Raw genomic sequence first — 20,173 nt, 5'->3', positions numbered from 1 at the left:
CGGGCGCGGGTATCTTCACTCATTCGGCCCCGGGGCGGAGGACTGCCGTTGGGTCCACAGGGTGCGGGCGGCCCTGAGGTACGCCTGGGCACGGGCGGTGTGCCCCCGCGGGGCGGGATGCGTGGCCATCGCCTCGTGGGCGGCGGCCATGCCGTCGACGAACCGCCGTCCCCGCGCGGTGAGGCGGGGCGAGCCGACGAGGGCGGGCAGGACCGCGCCGACCTGGGCGCGGTAGCGCGCGTGCTGCACCCAGGCGGACTCGCGGTGCGCGGGTTCGGCGGTGAGGGCCCGGCGCTGGAAGAAGTCGGCGAGCCCGAGATGCGCGTAGGCGCCCTGCAACAGGCCGTCGTACGGCCGTGGGTCGGGTCGCCAGGGCGCGAAGTACCGTTCCTCGCCGTCCTCTTGATGCAGCGTCACCATCTCGCCCAGCGCGGCGAGTTTGGCGTGCTGGAGTTCGTGGACGAGGGTCGCGGCGAAGGCCACGGGGCTGGGCGGGGTGCTGCTGAGGAGGGCGCCGAACGCCTCGCGCCGGGTGGCGCTGCATCCGCCGCGGCCGTCGGCTCCGGGCGGCATCTCCAGCGGCACCAGGCAGCGCAGCAGCGCCAGGGCCTCGGTCTGCCGTCGTTCGCCGCCGGTGCGCAGGGCGGCCGCCGTGCCGGACCACGCCTGGAGCCAGCGCTTGCGGGCCACGTCGTCCAGTGTGGCCGGTCCGCTGAGGGTGCGGTGGCGGGGGTCCGCGCGCACACCGCGGTAGGGGTCGAGGTCGTCGAGGGGCATGGGCGCGGCGTCGAGGGTCAGGCCGGGCAGGGCGCCCGCCGGGCTCCAGGCGGGCGATCCGGACCAGGCGCCGTATCCGGCCTCCAGGAAGACGACCACGTCGGGCGCCGACCCCTGCCGGAGTGTCAGACAGCCGTTGCGGCCGGTCACCCGGACCGTGGCGGCGCCGGGGTCCGCCGTGCGGAGGGCGCCGAGGGAGGGCAGGACGAGCGTGCCGTCCCGGGCGGTCAGACGGAGGTCGAAGGCGAGGCCGGCGCGTGCCGCCGCCGCGGCGGCGAGGGCGCCCAGATGGGCGAGGTCCCGGCTCAGTTCGTCCCCGCCGGGACGGGCCCCGGGATCGCCCGGATACGGCGCTCCGGCCGCCCCGGCGCGTCCCTCGGGCTCCAGCAGACCCCGCAGACACCGCACCGCCCACGCCCCGGTCAACGGCCGCAGCAGCAGCGCACGGGCGGACGAGACGCCGCCGGCACTGCCGGGGAGAACGGCACCGGGACGTCCGGCGCGGTCGGCGTCGCCGACGTCACCGGGACGGCCGGCGCCACCGGTGCTGCCGCTGCGTCCGACGTGGCCCGGCGGGTCGGCACGGTCGACAATGTCGGCGCGGTCGGCGCGGTCGGCGCGGTCGGTACGGTCGGTACGGTCGGCCCGAGCCGCTGCGCCTGCGGGCCCGGTGCTGTCGGCGCGGTCGGCGCGGTCGCTGTCGGTGGTGCGGGGGTGTCGGGCGTCGCGGGTGTCTCCCCCGGTGCGGTCGGACTCCGTGAGCAGTGACCACGCGTCGCGCAGACGTGCCTTGTCGGCGGCGGCGCACAGCGCCTCGTCGGCCGCCTCCGCCGCGTCCAGCACGGCGCGCAGCAGGAGCAGCCGCCGGGTGTCCTGGTCGCGCGCGAGCAGCGCCAGGGTGTCGGGTCCGCCCTCGGTGCGGGCGAGTTCGGCCAGGGCCCCGTCCGGGACCTCCTGGAGTATCACGGTGTGTCCCCTTCACGAGAGGCCGGGACGGCGGCGGTCGTGCCCCGGGCGAGCCGCGCGGCCACGTGGCGGACGAAGCGCTGGAGGTCGGCGCAGTACACGGAGGGGTTCCGGAAGCCGTGTCCGGCCCGGTACCGATGGGCGTAGTGGCCGCCGCCGCAGACCGTGAGCAGCGGGCAGGCCCGGCACTGCCCGGAGAGCGCCGCGGCGCCCGTCTGCCGGGCCACCACGCCGGGGTGGTCCAGGGCCTCGTCGAAGGCGTGCCGGAAGACGTCGAGGCCGGTGCGCGCGGCCCCTTCGTACGCCGACTTCAGGGAGTCGACCAGTTCGATGGAGCCGTCGGTCTCGATCACCACGAAGTCCAGGGGAGCCAGCCCCAGGGACTCGGTGGCGGCGGGCAGTCCGAGCAGCAGGGCGACGCACTCCTCGAAGAGCCGTACCCGTGTCTCGCGCCGCTCCGCGCCCCACCACCGGTCGAAGACGGCGCACAGCCAGTCGCCGTACACCCGGCCGGTGGCGTCCCAACCGGGCGGCGGGGCGCTCCAGTTGCCGTGCGGCAGCAGCAGATCGAGGGCCGGCGGGCGCAGGGCGAGCAGGGACTCGTACGTCTCCACCGGGTCCTGGGCGGGGTCGACGACGGCGAGGATCCCGGTGTACGTCCCGGGGAAGCGCTCGGCGGCCAGGCGGGCACCGCGCGCGGCGGCGGGCCAGGAGGGGCGGCCCGCGTGGTCGACGCGGCGCGCGTTGTGCCGTGCGAGGCCGCCGTCCAGGCTGATGCCGACGCCGACGCGGTGCCGGGCGAGGGTGGCGAGACCGTCCTCGGTGAGCAGTGTGGCGTTGGTCTGCACGGTGGCGCGGACCGTACAGCCCGCCGGCACCCGCTCACGGACCAGGTCGGCGAACCGGCCGAGCCGGGCGGCTCCGGCGAGCAGGGGCTCCCCGCCGTGCAGGACCAGGGAGACGGCGGTGAGGCGGTGGGCGCGGGCGTGTTCCGCGATGCGGGAGGCCGTGCGGTCCAGCACCTCGGGGGACGCGGCGGCGGCGCGGGTGCGCCAGGTGTGGTCGGGCCCGGCGTAGAGGTAGCAGTAGCGGCAGGCGAGGTTGCAGCGGCCGTGCACCTTCACCACGAACTGGCTGAAGGGAAGGGGAGGTTGTGATGTGCGTTCGGGAACGGCCTCTCCGGACACACCTGCACCCCCATGTCGTATGCCCGTATCACGACCCGTGCGTTCGGGAACGGCATCCCTCGCCGGAGAGCGCTCCAAACGCGGAATGTTCGATTCCGTCCGAGGGGGAGGCGGACTCGACCGAAACCGGCGTGGCGCGGGCCCGCCGTGCCGCCGTCCCTCGTGCGGGGTCAGATCGCGTTGTTCCAGCCCCACAGCATCTCGCTGGGCCGGGTCGCCCGCTCGCGCAGGTCCGCCAGGACCTCGCGCAGCACGGGGTGCTGGACGGTGCGCAGCTCCTCCAGGTCCACGCCCAGCAGGTCCGGCAGCGCCTCGTCCGCTTCCGCGGGGGTGTCGGTCCGTTCCGTCATGTGCCGGTCTCCCTCGTCGTGTGCGCTCCGGTTCACTCCAGCTCGGCCAGGCGTGCGGCCGTGTCGGCGGCCGTGGGGCGGGTGGTGCTCAGGCTGCCCTCGGGGAGCCTGGACCACTCGGCGCGGGCCGCGCGGTACGCCTCGCGGGCCGCGCGCGGGCGTGCGGCCGCCTCGTAGGACATACCCCGCCAGTGGTGTGCCTGCGCACCCAGTTCCACGGCCTCCTGGCGGCGCCGGTCGGTCGGGGCGCCCTCCTCCGCCTCGCGGGCGGACTCGGCGGCCAGCCGGAACGCGTCGACCGCGTCGTCCAGCCGGGTCGGCCGGCCGAGGCCGCGGTACGCCTCGTACTGCGCCTGCCCGAGTTCCAGCCGGCAGCGGGCGGCCAGCAGCGGGGCGTCCGCGTCGGCCGCCGCGAGCCCGAAGAGGTACTCCGCCTCCCTGAGGTCGACCCGGTCGCCGCGCTGCCGGTAGCGCAGCATCAGGGCGCGGCCGAGCAGCAGCAGCCGGTACGCCATGCGCGCGCTGCCCGCCGGGGTCTCGGTGCGGCAGTCCCGCAGGACCCGCACCGCCTGCGACAGGGCGTCCCGCGCGCGGGCGGGCGCCTCGGACTCGGCGCGGCGCAGCAGCGTCTCGCCCCACTCGGCGAGGACGTCGGAGTACCCGGCCGCGTCGCGCGGCATGTCGGCGGCGGCCGTGGCGAACGCGTGGGCCGCGTCCTGGAGTTGGCGTGGGTCGCCGGACTCGGCGTACCGGGCGGTCCCGATGCGTCCGGCGCGGACGTGCAGGGCCGCGCGCCGGCCTCGCCGGTGGGTGGTGGCCAGCGCCTCGTCGACGTGGTCCTGCGCCTCGTCGAGGTCGCCGTCCGACCCGAGCAGCGCGTCGACCAGGTCGAGCACCACCCTGCCGCGATCCGGCAGCGGCTCGCCCGGCTCGGCCTCCAGCGCCTCCCGCAGCGAGCGCGCGGCCTGGTCGGCGTAGCCGCGGGCCTGTCCGGGGTCGGTGGTCGCGTCGGACAGGAGCAGCAGGACGCGGCCGTGCGCGAGGGGCAGTCCGGGCGGGCGGGTGCGGCGGTCCGGCCAGGCGTCGGTGAACGCCTCCAGCATGCCGACCGCGCCCTGGAGCAGCGCGCTGTCCCCGCCGAGCCGCCACTGCGCCTCCAGGGCGCCGACCCGCTCCAGGGTGAGCCGCAGGGCCTCCTCCTGGTCGAGGTCGGGGGCGCCGCAGGCGACGGCGTACTCCCGGTCGGCGCGGCGCAGCAGATCGAGGGCGCCGCGCCGGTCGCCGCGGCGTCTGCGGTCGGTGGCGGCGGCGTGCAGCACCCGGGCGAGCGCGGAGCGTTCCCGCAGGGCGTGCGGCTGGGCGACGGCCCGTTCGGCGGCGGCCTCCGCCTCCCGCAGCAGCTCCGCGCCGCCCTGCACCTCCCACAGGCGCAGGGTGCAGCGGGCGTACTCGGCCCACAGCTCGGGGTCGGCGCCGGGCGGGCTCTCGTGCTCGGCGGCACCGCGCAGGAACTGCACGGCGTCGATCAGGTCCTGCACCATGCCCTCGTCGTCGAACCGGGCGAGCAGCGAGCGGGCCCGGGTGACCGCGGGGTGCGTGGTCCGCTCCCCGCCGCCGGGGCCGCCGGCGCCGCCCGTGGTGGTTCCGTAGACGCGGAACTGCTCGGGCAGGGGCATGAAGCGCTCCAGGACGCGGGCGGCGACCTCCGCGAAGGGCTGCGGGACCAGCGTGGTGTCGCCGTGGTCACCGTTGAAGCCGTTGTCCCCGTTGTCTCCGTTCACACCGTTCAAACCGTTCGAACCGCTGAACCCGCCGAAGCCGCTCCCGCCGGGGTGTCCGGTGCCGGACGCGTACGGGCGTCCGGGGCCGCCGGGGCCACCGGGGCCGCGTTCCGGGGGGCCGTCGCCGAGTTGGGCGAGGGCGAGGGCCGGGAAGTTGGGGCCGCCCTTGCCGAAGCGCTGCTCGATGTAGGCGGAGCAGTGCTTGAGGACGAGGACGGCCTCGTCGCGGCCGAGCGTGGACAGCAGCGCCTCCCGGACCTCGGGCGGCATCTCGTACCACTGGACGCCGTCGGCGCCGTACTCCTCGCGGGCCCGCGTGACGAGCCCGCCGAGCAGGACCTCGGCGAGTTCGGAGGGCCCGGAGTCGGGCAGCATCGTGCGCTGCACCAACTGCATGACGGGCAGGCAGAGCGGGGCGGCCGCGAGGTAGACCGCGAGCCGGCCGGCGGCCGGGGAGGCGGCCGAGCGGAACCGGCTGACCCGTTCGACAGGCGTCGGCCGGCGGCCGGGCCGCGCCTCGGGGGCGGGCGGCTGGTCGGCACGCACCCAGCCCACCGCGCCGGCGACGGGCCCCGAGCCGGCCCCGGACAGCAGCCGCGCCCACGCGCCGAGCGCCACCGGCTCGGGCGGCAGCACCGGCACCGGGAGGGCCCCCGGCGGCCCGCCCGCGGGAGCGCCCGCCTTGGTGCGCACGCGCAGCGCGGCGGCGCCGCCGAGGGTCTCGCCGCGGGTCAGCTCGCCGTAGGAGACGGGCAGCCGGGTGCGGTTCCACAGGCGCTGCGGCAGCGGCTGGAGGACGGCGACCGGGCCCTGCCGGGACAGCTGGTGCAGCAGCCGGTGGGCGTGGCCGCTGCGCCACAGCGGCCCGGCGCAGTCGCTGACGAGGAGGACGATCCGGCGGCCGGTGGGGTCGCTGAGCCGGTCGGCGGTGTGCAGCGGCGCCGCGTGGGCGTCGGCACTGCGGCTGACGGCGGGTCGGCCGTCCGGGCCGGTGTGCAGATGGCTGACCTGGATGTCGCCGAAGGCGCCCAACTGGCCGAAGACCTGCTGGAGTTCGGCGAACATGCGGTCCCACACCCGCATGGCGGGCGAGGCGTCGAGCACCAGGTGCAGCCGGGCGTCGCCGCGGGTGACGGCCCGGTGCACGGGCAGGATCAACCCGCCCGCGCGAGCGCTGAGTTCGGCGGTCGCGGTCTCGTCCAGCTCGGTGCGCAGCGGCGGGGCGGGGCTGCGGTACGCCTGCAACGGCCGTAATGCGCGCTGGAGTTCGAGTGGAGCGGGCAGCACGGGGGCCGCGGGCACACCGACGGGCAGCGCCGTCGTCCGTGCCGACGCGCGGGTGCGGGAGGAGCCGTCCTGCGGCGGCGGGTACAGCGCGACGTGCCGGTCGGGCCCGGCGTCCGCGGGCTGCGGCGTCGGGTGCGGCGGACGGCGCTCCTCGTCCGACGGCGAAGGACGCCGGTCCGCCGGCAGGTCGCCGGTCGTGCGCGGTGGGCGTACGCCCCCTGCGGCGGCCGTGCCGTCGGCGTCCCCGACGTCACCGGCGTGCGCGGGGCGCGACCAGCGGGCCAGCCAGAGCGCGTCGCTCAGTGTCTCGGCGTCCGGGTCGAGGCCGATCTCCCGCAGCCGGACGACGAGTTCGGCGATGGGGTCGCCGAAGGAGCCGTTCACCGGGTCCGGGCCGTGTCGCGCCGCTGCGTCGGGCATGAGCGCCTCACCTCGGGCGGTCGAGCCGCTGGATGAGCTGGTCGGCGAGGCGGTCGCGACTGGGCGGGGCGGCGGCGTCGGTGAGGTAGATGGCGTTCAGGAGCTGGTCGGCGGCGAGGAGTTCGCTGCGCGAGCGCTCCAGGAAACGGCCGATCAGGTCGTCTCCGGCGCGGGCCGCCTCGTCGCCGAGGTGGGCACGGACGAAGGTGGCGAGCCGGTTGTGGTCGGGCCGGCCCAGCTCCAGGTGGATGCAGCGGCGCATCAGCGGGGCGGGGAAGTCCCGTTCGCCGTTGCTGGTGAGCACCACGAACGGGAAGGCCCGGCAGCGCACCCGGCCGTCGCGGACCCGCACCTTGGTGCCGTCGGCGGTGAGCACCTCGGCCTCGCCGTCGGGCAGCCGGTCGGCGATGCGTTCCAGCTCGGGTATCTGGAACTCGCCCTCCTCCAGCACGTTGAGCAGGTCGTTGGGCAGGTCGATGTCGCTCTTGTCCAGCTCGTCGATGAGCAGTACGCGCGGGGTGTCCGAGGGCAGCAGGGCGGTGCCGAGCGGGCCGAGCCGGATGTAGCTGCCGATGGCCTCGACGGCCCCGGGGCTGCCCGCCGCGTTGCCGAACCCGCCCTGCGCGGCGATCTGGACGTCCTGGAGCCGGGCGATGGCGTCGTAGTGGTACAGGCCGTCCTGGAGGGCGGAGCGGCTCACGATGGACCAGCGCAGGACGTCGCCGAGCCCGAGTTCGTACGCCACCGAATGCGCGAGCGTGCTCTTGCCCGCGCCGGGGCTGCCGGTGACCAGCAGCGGGCGGCGCAGGTACAGCGCCGCGTTGATCATCTCCAGTTCCTCGGCGCCGGGCCGGTGCAGTTCGGCGAGGTGGCGGTGCGCGCCGAGCCTGCGGTCGCGGGAGCCGTCGCCGCCGTCGGCCGCGTCCCGGCCGGAGAAGTCGCGCCAGGGCGGGGGCGGGGGCAGCCGGTTCATGCCGTCGTGGGGTTCCCCGGCGCCTCGGTAGATGAGCCACTCACTGGATTCGGTCATGGTCCGGTCCTCGTCGTCACTCGTCGCACCACGGCGGCCGTCGAACGTGCCTCACGGTATCGAGCCGCCCGAAGCCTGGTAAGGGGCCGGAAGGGCCAGGCGGGCGGTCGCATCAGGGTGCCTCCAGGAGATCTCCGGTTCCGGGCAGGGGGCGGTGCGGATCGTCGTACAGCAGGGCGATGCCGTCGGCCCAGTACGCCTCCGTGAGCCCCGCGCGCAGCTTCACCCGCAGTCCGTGCACCAGGTCGGGCAGGAAGGCCGCGCCGTCCCCGTCGTCGACCGCCTTTCTGGCGCCCCGGTGGAACTCCCCGCACACGGCGTCCGGCAGGCCCTGCCAGCGGCGCCACAGCACCACGCCGAACCCCGCGCGCACGATCCTGCCGAGCGCGGCCGTGTCGTCCTCGTACCGCTCGTCGCCGTACCGGCACAGGACCGGGACCGTGCGGGGCGGCAGGTCGCGCAACTCGACCGCGGCCGGTACCGGTTCGCGTACCCCGTCGTCGCAGTCCAGCACCTCCGCCTGCGCGTCGCGCGCGTGCAGCCGGCTCCAGCGGTCGCGCCGCTCCTCGTCGTCGTGCCCCCGGTCCCCGTGCCCGCCGTACCCCTGTCCGCCGTGGCCGTCCGCGGCTCCCGGACCGCCGTCGTCGCCGGGCAGCTGGTCGCGGTCGGAGCAGCGCACGACGACGGGCCGTTGCGCGCCGAGCGGGGGCCCGTCCGGCCTCAACCGCCAGGTGTCGACGGCGAGTCCGAGCAGTCCGTGCGGGAGCGCGGCGTGCAGGGCCACGGGCCGTCCGGGCCCGTCGCAGCGCCGGAACGCCTCGGCCAGGGGGGCCGTGACGTGCGCCGGGAGGTCGTCCAGGCGGGTCCGTTCCACCTCGTGCAGCCGGGTCACCTCGCCGTCCGGGCCGCTCACGGACACCGACCAGTCGCAGCGGTCGGGTTCCCAGCCGCGCGGCAGGACCTCCAGCAGGACGGCGGTGTCCCGGTCGCCCGGCACCACCGTGTGCCCCGCGTGCGTCCGGCCGCGGCGGCGCTCCAGATGCCGGACGCGCTGCCGGGCGAGCCGGCTGCGGTAACCGGGGTCGAGGCCCGTCGACACCTGCCGCGCCCAGTCCCACAGCGCCTGTTCGGCGGCGAGGTTGCTCGGCGTGGCCGGGCGGTCGGCCGCCATCACCAGCACCGCGTAGTCGAGGACCAGCTTCAGCGCGCCGTCGCGCGGCGCGTTCTCGTAGAGCACACCGAGCCCGTCCCGCCAGCCGCGCGGAGCCGGAGTCAGGGCGGGCGCCTGGAAGTTGGGCAGGGAGTCGAGCAGGTCCAGCAGGGTGCGGGTGGTGTCGGGCGGCGGCAGTTCGGCGAGCCGGCCCAGCAGTTCCCCGCGCCGGTCCGGGCCGAGCACCCGGCCCGGCCGGGCCCCGAGTCCGCCCTGGACGTCCGCCCAGGTGGGACGGCGGGAGTCGGAGGGCTGCTGGCGGTCGCGGTGGTAGCGGTCGTGGGCGTGGAAGACGGCCTGGTAGACGTCGTCGTGCTCGGTGCGGACCGCGCCCGGCGGGACCTGGAGCGTGCGCAGCCGGTCGATGCCGGTGGAGGTGCCGCCCGTGCCGTTGTCCGAGCGGGACTTGAGCACGCCGATGACCTCGCCGCGCGCCGGGTCGATCACCGGGCCGCCGGAGACGCCGCGCGGCAGGTCGTTCTGCCCGAGCCGCATCTGCACGCCCGAGGACCAGCCGCCGATGGCGCCCTGCACCGTCAGGAACCCGTCCAGGAGCTGGAGTTGGCCTCCCGTCACGGTCCAGCCCGCGTAGAAGACCCGGCCCTCGCCGTACTGCGCGGTGGGCCGCTCGGAGACGTACACGCAGTCGTGGCCGACGGGTTCGCGCAGCCGGACCAGCGCGAGGTCCGGGGCGGGCCAGCTGCCGCGCACCCGCTGCCCCACGTGCTCGGGCAGGGTCGCGGCGACCCGGCCGGCGACGACGGAGGGCCCCTGCTCCGGTCCGCTCTCGTACACCACGGTCACTTCGCCCCCCTCCTCGCCGTGTACCACGTGTGCGCAGGTCAGAACCCAGTTCGGGGCGATGAAGAATCCGCTGCCGAGGAAGGTGTCGGGCTCGTCCAGGGCATACCCGACACGTGTGCGATGAATGCGCACGGTGGCCGCGATGACGAGTTCACGCAGCGCATGCTGCGCGGCACGGTGGCCCTCCGGTGCGCCCCCGTCGTACCCCCCACTCATCCCCGCTCCCCACAACCGACCCCCCGAACGCCCCCGTGCCCCGAACCGCCGCCCCACGCACCCGGAGAGTGGGGGGTCGGGGGGTTGGGAACGGGGGTGGGGTGATTGCGGAGGGTGGGGCGGGGGTCGACCAGGGGGGTGGGGTGCGTTGCCATCGGTGGGGTGGGTGGGGCCGAGGCCGTCGATGGAGTCGGTGGGACGTCCGGGAGCGGTGTCGCGGGTGCGGAGCCCGGCGTGGTCGGTGGCACCGTCGGGGCCGGCGGAGCCGAGGGAGCCGTTGGCGTCGGCGCACCCGGTGGGGCCTGCGAGGGCGGTGAGGCCGGGGCCGTGGGGTCCGGGGGGCCGCCGTTGGTCCAGGTGAGGGTGACCGTGATGCCGGCCTTCGCCTCCCCGTCCGCCAGCAGGCCCACCACCTTCCCCGCCTTGGCCGTCAGCTCGATGCCGAACTCGACGCTCACCTCGTCCGGCCGCACCGCCCGCAACGGCCCCGCGAGCGACCGCGCCACCCCGGTCACCAGCGAGTGCAGACTCTCGACGCTCGCCTCCACCCGCTCGGCGAAACCCGTGTCGGTGTACGACAACTCCCCCGCCGGCGCCCCCAGTTCCTCGGCGCCCGAAATCCGCGCCCACACCGGCGTACCGTCCGGCAACTCGATCCGCGCCACCCGCGTCACGTCCCGTGCCATGGCCTTCCCCCGTTTCCCCCGAGCCCCCCCGCCCGCCCGAGCACGGACCGACGTGGGGGTGCCGACGGCGCAAAGTACCCGCACGACCGTCCACCCGGCAGCCGAACGGCACACCCCGCACCGATTCGTTTCTTCGTGACCGTGCGCTCTCCCCACGCGGGTCGACTCATGTCACCTTCCGCGGGGAAGTTGTCCTTCCCGCACCGGGCACCCCCTACCCCTGCGCCCCGCCCCGGTTCCCCCGCACCCCGCGCCACTCGGACCGCCCGGACCGTCACCGAGGGGCGCACCGGGAGCGCGCACCGCGCACGACCAGGCACTCCGACCGCGGCCTACGCTGGTACCGAGTCACCGTCACACCCACGCATCACCCAGGAGAGCCCCCATGTACTTCACCGACCGCGGCATCGAGGAACTGGAGAAGCGGCGCGGCGAGGAGGAGGTCAGCTTCGAGTGGCTCGCCGAGCAGCTGCGGACCTTCGTCGACCTGAACCCGGACTTCGAGGTGCCGGTCGAACGCCTGGCGACGTGGCTCGCCCGCCTGGACGACGAGGACGACGAGTAGCACCACCCCTCTCCGGAACCGCACCCCCGTCGGGAGCGCTCCCGACGCGGAGCGCTCCCGTCGGCATGCCCATCGGTCGACCGATTTGCCCAATCCTCGCCTGATATGTAGAACCCCTACACGCGCCCGCCTGACCTCACTCCCGCGGGCACCCCTCCCTGCCACACGAACGAGTGTCTTGACTTTCCCCGGCCGCGATATATCGTGTTTCACGTAAGACGCGATATGGCGCGTCGCGTCACGCCCGAGGAGGTCAGCACCATGCCGGAGTGGTCCGTCGCCGAGCCCAGGAAACTCACCTTCGACACCCCCGTGAGCGAACTCCACGTACGCATCGTCAACGGGACGGTCAACGTCGTGGGCACGGACGAAGGTTCCGCCCGCCTGGAGGTGACGGACGTCGAGGGCCCGCCCCTGGTGGTCACCCACGAGGACGGCACCCTCACCGTGGCCTACGACGACCTGCCCTGGAAGGGCTTCCTCAAGTGGCTCGACCGCAAGGGCTGGCGCCGCAGCGCGGTCGTCTCCCTCGCCGTCCCCGCGCACACCCGCGTGGAGGTGGGCGTCGTCGGCGCCGGCGCCGTCCTCTCGGGCATACGCGGCACCTCGGCGGTCAAGGGCGTCACCGGCGACACGACCCTGGTCGCCCTCTCCGGCCCGGTCCGCGCCGACACGGTGTCCGGAAACGTGGAGGCACAGGCCGTCACCGGCGACCTCCGCTTCAACTCCGTCTCCGGCGACCTGACCGTCGTCGAGGCGTCCGGCTCCGCCGTGCGCGCCGACTCCGTCAGCGGCTCCATGATCGTCGACCTCGACCCGGAGGGTCCGACCGACGTCCGGCTGACCAGTGTCTCCGGCGAGATCGCGATCCGCCTGCCGCACCCGGCGGACGCGGACGTCGAGGCCAACACGGCGAGCGGCACGATCTCCAACGCCTTCGACGGCCTGCGGGTGCACGGCCAGTGGGGCGCCCACAAGATAACCGGCCGCCTCGGCGCCGGCACGGGCACACTGCGGGCCACGACGGTCTCCGGTTCGATCGCCCTGCTGCGCCGCCCGCCCAAGGAGGACGAGGACGGCACCTGGGACGCCCCGGACGCCGACCCGTCGGCCGGGGCGGGGGCCGACTCGGGGGACAATTCCGTTTCCGGCCGGGCCGGCGCCGGGACGAGCGCCGCGGCCCCGGCCGACGGTACGACCGACAAGAAGGTGCTCTGACATGCCTCCCGTCTTCGCGCACGGCCGCCTCCGCCTCTACCTGCTCAAACTCCTGGACGAGGCCCCGCGCCACGGCTACGAGGTGATCAGACTGCTGGAGGAGCGCTTCCAGGGGCTGTACGCGCCGTCGGCGGGCACGGTCTACCCCCGGCTGGCCAAGCTGGAGGCCGAGGGCCTGGTCACCCACACCACCGAGGGGGGCCGGAAGGTGTACGCGATCACGGACGCCGGCCGCGCCGAACTCGCCGACCGCAGCGGTGAACTGGCCGATCTGGAGCTGGAGATCCGCGAGTCCGTGGCCGAGCTCGCCGCCGAGATCCGGGCCGATGTGCGCGGCGCGGCGGGGGATCTGCGGCGCGAGATGCGGGCCGCCGCCAGCGAGGCCCGGCACGGTTCCGGGGCGGGTGACGGGGAGCACGGGCCGTTCGGGACGGCGGGCGAGACGAACGACAAGGAGGCGTGGCGCGCGGCCAAGGAGGAGATGCGGCGCGTCAAGCAGGAGTGGAAGGAGCAGGCCCGCCGGGCGAAGGACGAGAGCCGCCGCGCCCGGGACGAGGCACAGCGGGCCCGCCGCCAGGCCCAGGAGGCCCAGGCGCGGGCGCGGGCCCAGGCACAGGAGGAGATGCAGCGCATCGCGCGGCGCGTCCAGGAGCAGGTGCAGGACCACTTCACGCGGGGCGACTGGCCGACCGGGGTGCGCGAGGGGCTTGCCGAACTGGCCAAGGAATTCGGCGAGTTCGGCAAGGACTATGCCTTCGGCCGCGGTGGCTCCACCGACCCCGGCAGGGCGCCGACGGACACCGCCCCCGGGCGGCGGAGCCCGGGACCGGACTTCTCCAAGACCCCGGAGGACTTCCCCGCGGGGTACGAACCGTCCTGGACCCACGAGGAACCCACCGGCGACCCGGCCCGCGACCTGGACCGGCTGCTCGACCGCTTCCGCGACGACATCCGGGACGCGGCCCGCGACCACGGCGTCTCACCCGACCAACTCCGCGACGCCCGGAGGCACTTGTCGACGGCGGCGGCCCACATCGGGGCGCTGCTCCGCACCCCGAAACCCTGACCCACCGACCACCCGCCGGGCCACACCGGACCGCCCACGACTCCCCCTGAGCTCCCGAGCCCCTCGGCCCCCGGCCCCTCGGGGCCGCCGACGCCCCTCAGCCCGCCTTGGCCTCACCCTCGCCGTACAGCACCCGCATGAGGGACGCGTGGGTCACGCCGTGGTCGGCGAGGACCTCCGCGGGGACGCCGGGGCGGACGGTGAGGGCGAGCAGCAGATGCTCGTCGCCGATGTGACGGTCCTTGCGGGCGACAGCGATCCGGAGGGACCGTTCGAGGACGTCCTTGGCGCCGGGCCCGAGGAAGCGCCGCCCGGAGCGCCGCCCCTCGCCGCCCGCCCCGTCGGCGCGGTTCCCGGACAGCGCTCCGGCTCCGTGCGCCTCCTCCACCCGCTGGACGATCTCCGTGACATCGATCCCCAGCCCGGCGAGGGCGTCGGTGTCGGCCCGGGACAGACCGGCCCGCCGCCGGGCCGCGTCCAGCTCCTCCCGCACGGACTCGGGGTGATCCTTGACGCCGAGGGCGGTCAGCGCGGCGGAGGCGCGGCTCTCCTCCCGGTCCAGCAGGGCGAGCAACAGGTGCTCGGCCTCGACGGTCCGCGCGCCGTCACGTCCGGCGTGCTCGACGGCACCCCGTACGACGTCACGAGCATGCTGGGTGAACCGTTCGAACATCACTGCCTCCCGTACTTCTTGTGCACGGCCTGCCTGCTGACGCCGAGCTCGGCGGCGATCTCCTGCCACGACCAGCCCTGATTGCGCGCACTGCGCACCTGCACCGCCTCCAGCTGCTCCAGCAGCCTGCGCAGCGCGGCGACGGCGCGCAGTCCGATCCGCGGATCGCGGTCTCCCGCCCGCTCGGCGAGATCCGTTGCTTCGGTCATGACGTCAACGTACGTTGACATCCGGCAGATGTCAACCACAGTTGACGCAGGCGTGCCCGGAGACGGGCGGTCTCAGCCTCCGTTGGTGAGCACGATCTTGCCGAACTGGTTGCCGGACTCCATCCGTTCGAAGCCCTCGCGGGCCCGGTCGAGCGGCAGCACCTCGTCGATGACGGGACGGACCCCGGTCGCGGCGCAGAAGGAGAGCAGGTCCTCCAGCTCGTCCTTGGTGCCCATGGTCGAGCCGACGATCTTCAGCTCAAGGAAGAAGACACGGGTGAGTTCGGCGTGCGAGGGACGGTCCCCGCTCGTGGCGCCGGAGATGACGAGGGTGCCGCCGGGCCGCAGCGACTTCACCGAGTGGGACCAGGTCGCGGCGCCGACGGTCTCGATCACGGCGTCCACCCGCTGCGGCAGCCGCGCCCCCGGTTCCACGGCCTCGACGGCACCGAGCTCCACGGCCCGCTTCCGCTTGGCCTCGTCCCGGCTGGTGGCGAACACGCGCAGCCCGGCGGCCCGGCCGAGCACGATCGCCGCCGTGGCGACCCCGCCGCCGGCACCCTGGACGAGCACCGCGTCACCGGGACGTACACCGGCGTTGGTGAAGAGCATCCGGTAGGCCGTCAGCCAGGCCGTGGGCAGACAGGCGGCCTCCTCGAAGGAGAGCTCCTTGGGCTTGGGCAGGATGTTCCAGGTCGGCACGGCGACCCGCTCGGCGAAGGTGCCCTGGTAGCGCTCGGTGAGGATGGAGCGGGGTTCCCTGGGACCGACGCCGTGGCCGGTCTGCCCGATGACGGAGTGCAGGACGACCTCGTTGCCGTCCTCGTCGACACCGGCGGCGTCACAGCCGAGGATCATCGGCAGCTTGTCCTCGGCGAGGCCGACGCCGCGCAGGGACCAGAGGTCGTGGTGGTTGAGGGAGGCGGCCCTGACGTCGACGACGCTCCACCCGGAACGGGCCTCGGGAGCCGGCCGCTCCCCCAGCTCGAGCCCGGAGAGCGGCTGGTCACGGTCGATACGGGAGGCGTAGGCAGCGAACATGGCCAAGACGATAGGTTCCCGCCCACTCCGAAGGAACCACGCCCCTCCGTGACACACGCCCCCCGGATGCGGAGACGCGTGTCACAACCTCGGGGACCAGCCACGTACGTCTTTCAGCCCGTCCGACGTTCGAGGACGGGGCCGGAGGCCGAAGCGGGGGCCCGGGGGCGGCAGCCCCCGCGACGGCACCTGGACTAACGCCGGGCAACCCCTTCGGCCCGAGCCGCGGCAGCAACCGCCGCGGTCACCGCGGGAGCGACCCGCTCGTCGAAGGGCGACGGGATGACGTAGTCGGCGGCGAGGTCGTCCCCGACCACCGCGGCCAGCGCCTCGGCCGCCGCCAGCTTCATTCCCTCGGTGATCCGGGAGGCCCGCACCTGGAGCGCCCCGGCGAAGATCCCGGGGAAGGCCAGCACGTTGTTGATCTGGTTCGGGAAGTCCGACCGCCCGGTCGCCACGACGGCCGCGTACTTGTGCGCGACGTCGGGGTGCACCTCCGGGTCCGGGTTGGCCATGGCGAACACGAAGGCGCCCTCGGCCATGGAGGCCACCGCCGCCTCCGGGACCGTACCGCCGGAGACGCCGATGAAGACGTCGGCGCCCGCGAGCGCGTCCTCGAGCGACCCGCTGATGCCGGCCTTGTTGGTGAACCCGGCGACCTCGCGCTTGACCGGCGTCAGGTCCTCGCGCCCGGCCGAGACGACGCCCTTGCGGTCGGCCACCGCGACGTCCCCGATGCCGGCCTCGATCAGCATGCGCGCGATGGCCACCCCGGCCGCTCCGGCGCCGGAGATGACGGCCCGCAGGTCGCCGATGGACCGGCCGCTCAGGCGTGCCGCGTTGCGCAGCGCCGCCAGCGTGACGACGGCCGTACCGTGCTGGTCGTCGTGGAAGACCGGGATGTCGAGCCGCTCCTGGAGCCTGCGCTCGATCTCGAAGCACCGCGGCGCCGAGATGTCCTCCAGGTTGATCCCGCCGAAGGAGGGGGCGAGCCGGACGACGGTCTCCACGATCTCGTCCACGTCCGTGCAGTCGAGCGCGAGCGGCACCGCGTCGACCCCGCCGAACTGCTTGAAGAGGATGGCCTTGCCCTCCATCACGGGGAGGGACGCCTGGGGGCCGATGTCCCCGAGCCCGAGGACGGCCGTGCCGTCGGTCACGACGGCGACCACGGACGACTTCCACGTGTAGTCGTTGACCAGGTCCGGCTGCTCCGCGATGGCGGAGCACACGCGCGCGACGCCGGGCGTGTACGCGAGGGACAGGTCGTCCTTGTCCCGGACCGGCACGGTGGCCTGCACGGCCATCTTGCCGCCGCGGTGCAGCGCGAACGCCGGATCGAAGGAATCGAGGGGCTCCGCCCCGCCGTCCTGGTCCGTATTGCTGTCGCTGCGAGGATTGACGATCTCCGCTGCCACTTTTCTGTACCCCTTAGGAAGTTCATGGTGCGAGGGTGGGCCACTCCTGGTGAAGAGTGGACGGGGACGCGCACGACCCGATTGACCGTTACCACGGGTCGTCCGCGACGAACGCGCCGCACACGCGCTCTGCGCCCCGGATGAGGGGTGTAAAGAACCTTCTTACCGGACGGACGGCGCCGACAGCGAGTCGGTTGAGCCCAAGGTCACGTCCGGGCACCGGAAGGTCACGTCCTGATGACGTCCTGGCCCCTCGCACGAGGGTCGGCATTCGACAAGGAACGACCACATACTGAGATCGACCGAAGATGTTCCGGTTGTGACCAGGCTTTTCCGTAGAGGATGCGGCCAGAAGTCCGTATCGGCATGGTTCGGGGGTCACCCGTTATCCGATTTTGACATGGCTGGTCCCTTGAATGGCGTAGACCCAATGGCAAGATGCCGTAAACCCACGAGGTCGCGACACCCGATGGTGTGTGTTCTCGTCGACCCATCGGCATCTCCACCCACTCGCCGGAGGAACCCACCATGACCGCACGCTCCACCCGTCGTACGGCCGCCGCTCGCTCCCGGCTAGCAGCGGTCGGCGCGATCGCGGTCGCAGGCACCCTGCTGCTCGCCGGTTGCGGTGACCAGACCGACAAGGGCAACGACAACGGGTCCGGCTCGTCGTCCGCCGCGCCTCTGGCCGCCAAGCTCCCCGCCGACATCCGCAAGGCGGGCGTCATCAAGGTGGGCTCCGACATCGCCTACCCGCCGGTCGAGTACATGGAGGGCGGCAAGGCCGTCGGCATCGACCCCGACGTCGCCGCCGCCCTCGGCAAGCAGCTCGGCGTGACGTTCACGTTCCAGAACGGCAAGTTCGACCAGCTCATCGTCGGACTCCAGTCCAAGCGGTTCAACGTGATCATGTCGGCGATGAACGACACCAAGGACCGCCAGAACGGCATCGACTCGGACACCGGCAAGAAGGTCGGCGACGGCATCGACTTCGTCGACTACTTCACCGCCGGCACCTCGATCCTCGTCCAGAAGGGCAACCCGAAGGGCATCAAGTCCCTGGACGACCTGTGCGGCACGGTGGTCGCGCTCCAGCGGGGCACCACGTCCGAGGGCATCGCCAAGGAGCAGAACAAGAAGTGCACGGCCGACGGCAAGAAGGCCATATCGCTCCAGACCTTCGACACCGACCCCGAGGCGCTGCTCCGGCTCAAGCAGGGCGCGTCCGTCGCCGACCTGAACGACTTCCCGGTGGCCGCGTACAACGCGAAGACCTCGGGCGGCGGCAAGGACTTCGAGGTCGTGGGCGACCAGATCGAGGCCGGCCCCTACGGCATCGGCGTCTCCAAGGAGAACGCCCAGCTGCGTGACGCCCTCCAGGCCGCCATGGACGCGATCATCAAGAACGGCGAGTACCAGAAGATCCTGGAGAAGTGGAACGTCAAGGACGGCGGCGTCACCGAGGCCAAGATCAACGGCGGCTCCTGAGCCCTGCGCACCACTGAAGGGCTGTCACCGTGACTGACACTCTCGACAAGGCTCCGGCGGTGCCGCCGGAGCAGATCAAGGCCATCCCGGTGCGCCACTACGGCCGCTGGGTGGCCGGTGCCGCGGTCGTCGCGGTCCTGGTGCTCATCGGGATCGCGTTCTCCAACGCGAAGATCAACTACGGCGTGATCCCGGACTACCTCACGGACGGGACCATCCTGTCCGGCGTCTGGCACACGCTGTACATCTCCGTGCTCGCCATGGCGCTCGGACTGGTGCTGGGCGTGATCCTCGCGGTCATGCGGATGTCGTCCAACCCGGTCACGAGCACGGTGTCCTGGCTCTACATCTGGTTCTTCCGCGGCACGCCGGTCCTGGTCCAGCTCCTGCTCTGGTACAACATCGCGCTCGTCTTCCCCGTGCTCAACCTGGGGTTCTACAAGGACGAGATGAACCAGGTCATGACGCCGTTCCTGGCCGCGCTGCTCGGCCTCGGCCTGAACGAGGCGGCGTACATGTCCGAGATCGTGCGCGCGGGCATCCAGTCCGTCGACCTCGGGCAGACGGAGGCGTCGCACGCCCTGGGCATGACCCAGGGCAAGACGCTGCGGCGCGTGGTCCTCCCGCAGGCGATGCGCGTGATCGTCCCGCCGACGGGCAACGAGTTCATCAACATGCTGAAGACCTCGTCGCTCGCCTACGCGGTCCAGTTCAACGAGCTGATCAAGCGCGCCACGGACATCTCCAGCACCTCGCTCGCGGTGGTCGAGATGTACTTCGTGGCGTCCATCTGGTACCTGATCCTCACCAGCGTGTTCAGCGTCTTCCAGTACTACCTGGAGCGCCGTTACGCCCGCGGTTCGACGCACAGCCTGCCGCCGACCCCGCTCCAGCGCCTGAAGCGGAACGTGCGCCTGTTCGGCTCGTTCCGCCGCCCGGAGGTGGCCCGATGACAGATCTCGCCAAGGACGCGACCGGCGCCCCCATGGTCAGGGCCGAGGGCGTGCACAAGTCCTTCGGGCTGGCGCACATCCTCAAGGGCATCGACCTGGAGGTGAACGCGCGGGAGGTGTTCTGCCTGATCGGCCCCTCCGGCTCCGGCAAGTCCACGTTCCTTCGGTGCATCAACCACCTGGAGAAGATCAGCGCCGGGCGGCTCTACGTCGACGGTCACCTCGTCGGCTACCGGCAGAAGGGCGACAAGCTCTACGAGCTGAAGGAGAAGGAGGTCGCGGCGCAGCGGCGGGACATCGGCATGGTGTTCCAGCGCTTCAACCTCTTCCCCCACATGACGGCCCTGGAGAACGTCATGGAGGCACCGGTCCAGGTCAAGCGCGAGTCCAGGGCCGTCGCCCGGGAGCGGGCCGAGCGGCTGCTCGACCGGGTCGGCCTCGGCGACCGCAAGAACCACTACCCGGCCCAGCTCTCCGGCGGCCAGCAGCAGCGTGTCGCCATCGCCCGCGCCCTGGCGATGGAGCCCAAGCTGATGCTCTTCGACGAGCCGACGTCCGCCCTGGACCCGGAGCTGGTCGGCGAGGTGCTGGACGTGATGCGGGACCTCGCGGAGGACGGCATGACGATGATCGTCGTCACCCATGAGATGGGCTTCGCCCGGGAGGTCGGGGACTCGCTGGTCTTCATGGACGACGGTGTGGTCGTCGAGTCCGGCCATCCGCGCGACGTCCTGACCCGCCCCCAGCACGAGCGGACGAAGTCCTTCCTCTCGAAGGTCCTCTGACCCGCGCGGCGGCGGACACGAACGCGGAGGGGCGGTACGGATC

General features: G+C 73.6%; 16 protein-coding genes and 1 pseudogene. 6 read left to right on the top strand and 11 right to left on the bottom strand.

Features of this window, described 5'->3' with window-relative positions; translation table 11 throughout:
• Nucleotides 1–15: 15 nt before the first annotated feature.
• The 7 genes and pseudogenes from AB0F77_RS33885 to AB0F77_RS33855 all read right to left on the bottom strand — a co-directional run.
• A complete protein-coding gene (locus AB0F77_RS33885) occupies nt 16–1,740 on the bottom strand; it encodes an HEXXH motif-containing putative peptide modification protein (RefSeq protein WP_361955703.1) in 1,725 nt (574 codons plus the stop codon).
• A complete protein-coding gene (locus AB0F77_RS33880) occupies nt 1,740–2,930 on the bottom strand; it encodes an FxsB family cyclophane-forming radical SAM/SPASM peptide maturase (protein ID WP_361955637.1) in 1,191 nt (396 codons plus the stop codon). Before AB0F77_RS33880 ends, AB0F77_RS33885 begins: the two co-directional genes overlap by 1 nt.
• A gap of 170 nt (nt 2,931–3,100) precedes the next feature.
• The gene (gene fxsA / locus AB0F77_RS33875; protein WP_361955635.1) at nt 3,101–3,280 is read right to left on the bottom strand and encodes an FxSxx-COOH cyclophane-containing RiPP peptide; all 180 of its coding nucleotides are present in this window, start codon (nt 3,278–3,280) and stop codon (nt 3,101–3,103) included.
• 32 nt (nt 3,281–3,312) lie between these two features.
• Nucleotides 3,313–6,768 (bottom strand): SAV_2336 N-terminal domain-related protein, encoded by a 3,456-nt coding sequence (locus tag AB0F77_RS33870; RefSeq protein WP_361955633.1) that lies wholly within the window; start codon nt 6,766–6,768, stop codon nt 3,313–3,315.
• Nucleotides 6,769–6,775: 7 nt separating this feature from the next.
• A complete protein-coding gene (locus AB0F77_RS33865; RefSeq protein WP_361955631.1) occupies nt 6,776–7,798 on the bottom strand; it encodes a MoxR family ATPase in 1,023 nt (340 codons plus the stop codon).
• Nucleotides 7,799–7,910: 112 nt separating this feature from the next.
• Entirely contained in the window at nt 7,911–10,028 is a 2,118-nt protein-coding gene (locus AB0F77_RS33860; RefSeq protein WP_361955629.1) for a trypsin-like peptidase domain-containing protein, read from the bottom strand.
• Between the two features lie 335 nt (nt 10,029–10,363).
• Nucleotides 10,364–10,714 (bottom strand): annotated as a pseudogene (locus tag AB0F77_RS33855) (CU044_2847 family protein); the annotation flags it as partial.
• A gap of 385 nt (nt 10,715–11,099) precedes the next feature.
• Here AB0F77_RS33855 and AB0F77_RS33850 point away from each other — a divergent pair.
• The 3 genes from AB0F77_RS33850 to AB0F77_RS33840 all read left to right on the top strand — a co-directional run bounded on the left by AB0F77_RS33850 (nt 11,100) and on the right by AB0F77_RS33840 (nt 13,563).
• On the top strand, nt 11,100–11,279 hold the full coding sequence (locus AB0F77_RS33850) for a DUF6104 family protein (protein ID WP_018544467.1): 180 nt from the start codon (nt 11,100–11,102) through the stop codon (nt 11,277–11,279).
• A gap of 261 nt (nt 11,280–11,540) precedes the next feature.
• Nucleotides 11,541–12,497, top strand: coding sequence for a DUF4097 family beta strand repeat-containing protein (locus AB0F77_RS33845; protein ID WP_361955627.1), 957 nt, complete (start codon nt 11,541–11,543; stop codon nt 12,495–12,497).
• 1 nt (nt 12,498) lies between these two features.
• Nucleotides 12,499–13,563 carry a PadR family transcriptional regulator gene (locus AB0F77_RS33840; RefSeq protein ID WP_361955625.1) on the top strand — a complete coding sequence of 355 codons (1,065 nt, stop codon included), beginning with the start codon at nt 12,499–12,501 and terminating at the stop codon, nt 13,561–13,563.
• A gap of 97 nt (nt 13,564–13,660) precedes the next feature.
• Here AB0F77_RS33840 and AB0F77_RS33835 read toward each other — a convergent pair whose 3' ends face one another.
• From AB0F77_RS33835 to AB0F77_RS33820, 4 genes are all read right to left on the bottom strand, one after another.
• Nucleotides 13,661–14,236 carry a Clp protease N-terminal domain-containing protein gene (locus AB0F77_RS33835; RefSeq protein WP_361955623.1) on the bottom strand — a complete coding sequence of 192 codons (576 nt, stop codon included), beginning with the start codon at nt 14,234–14,236 and terminating at the stop codon, nt 13,661–13,663.
• Nucleotides 14,236–14,445 carry an HTH domain-containing protein gene (locus tag AB0F77_RS33830; protein ID WP_040248424.1) on the bottom strand — a complete coding sequence of 70 codons (210 nt, stop codon included), beginning with the start codon at nt 14,443–14,445 and terminating at the stop codon, nt 14,236–14,238. The genes AB0F77_RS33835 and AB0F77_RS33830 overlap by 1 nt, the downstream gene beginning before the upstream one ends.
• A 72-nt stretch (nt 14,446–14,517) precedes the next feature.
• Entirely contained in the window at nt 14,518–15,486 is a 969-nt protein-coding gene (locus tag AB0F77_RS33825) for a zinc-binding dehydrogenase (protein WP_361955621.1), read from the bottom strand.
• Nucleotides 15,487–15,680: 194 nt separating this feature from the next.
• Entirely contained in the window at nt 15,681–16,904 is a 1,224-nt protein-coding gene (locus AB0F77_RS33820; RefSeq protein ID WP_361955619.1) for an NADP-dependent malic enzyme, read from the bottom strand.
• Nucleotides 16,905–17,432: 528 nt separating this feature from the next.
• Here AB0F77_RS33820 and AB0F77_RS33815 point away from each other — a divergent pair.
• Genes AB0F77_RS33815 through AB0F77_RS33805 form a run of 3 tightly spaced genes read left to right on the top strand, consistent with a single transcriptional unit; the run spans nt 17,433 to nt 20,130 of the window.
• On the top strand, nt 17,433–18,392 hold the full coding sequence (locus tag AB0F77_RS33815; RefSeq protein WP_361955617.1) for an ABC transporter substrate-binding protein: 960 nt from the start codon (nt 17,433–17,435) through the stop codon (nt 18,390–18,392).
• A gap of 29 nt (nt 18,393–18,421) precedes the next feature.
• Nucleotides 18,422–19,345 carry an amino acid ABC transporter permease gene (locus AB0F77_RS33810; RefSeq protein WP_361955615.1) on the top strand — a complete coding sequence of 308 codons (924 nt, stop codon included), beginning with the start codon at nt 18,422–18,424 and terminating at the stop codon, nt 19,343–19,345.
• On the top strand, nt 19,342–20,130 hold the full coding sequence (locus AB0F77_RS33805) for an amino acid ABC transporter ATP-binding protein (protein WP_361955613.1): 789 nt from the start codon (nt 19,342–19,344) through the stop codon (nt 20,128–20,130). Before AB0F77_RS33810 ends, AB0F77_RS33805 begins: the two co-directional genes overlap by 4 nt.
• Nucleotides 20,131–20,173 lie beyond the last annotated feature (43 nt).

The organism is Streptomyces sp. NPDC026672 (genome assembly GCF_040638185.1).
GTDB lineage: Bacteria > Actinomycetota > Actinomycetes > Streptomycetales > Streptomycetaceae > Streptomyces.
This window is presented reverse-complemented; position numbering and strand designations above follow the sequence as displayed.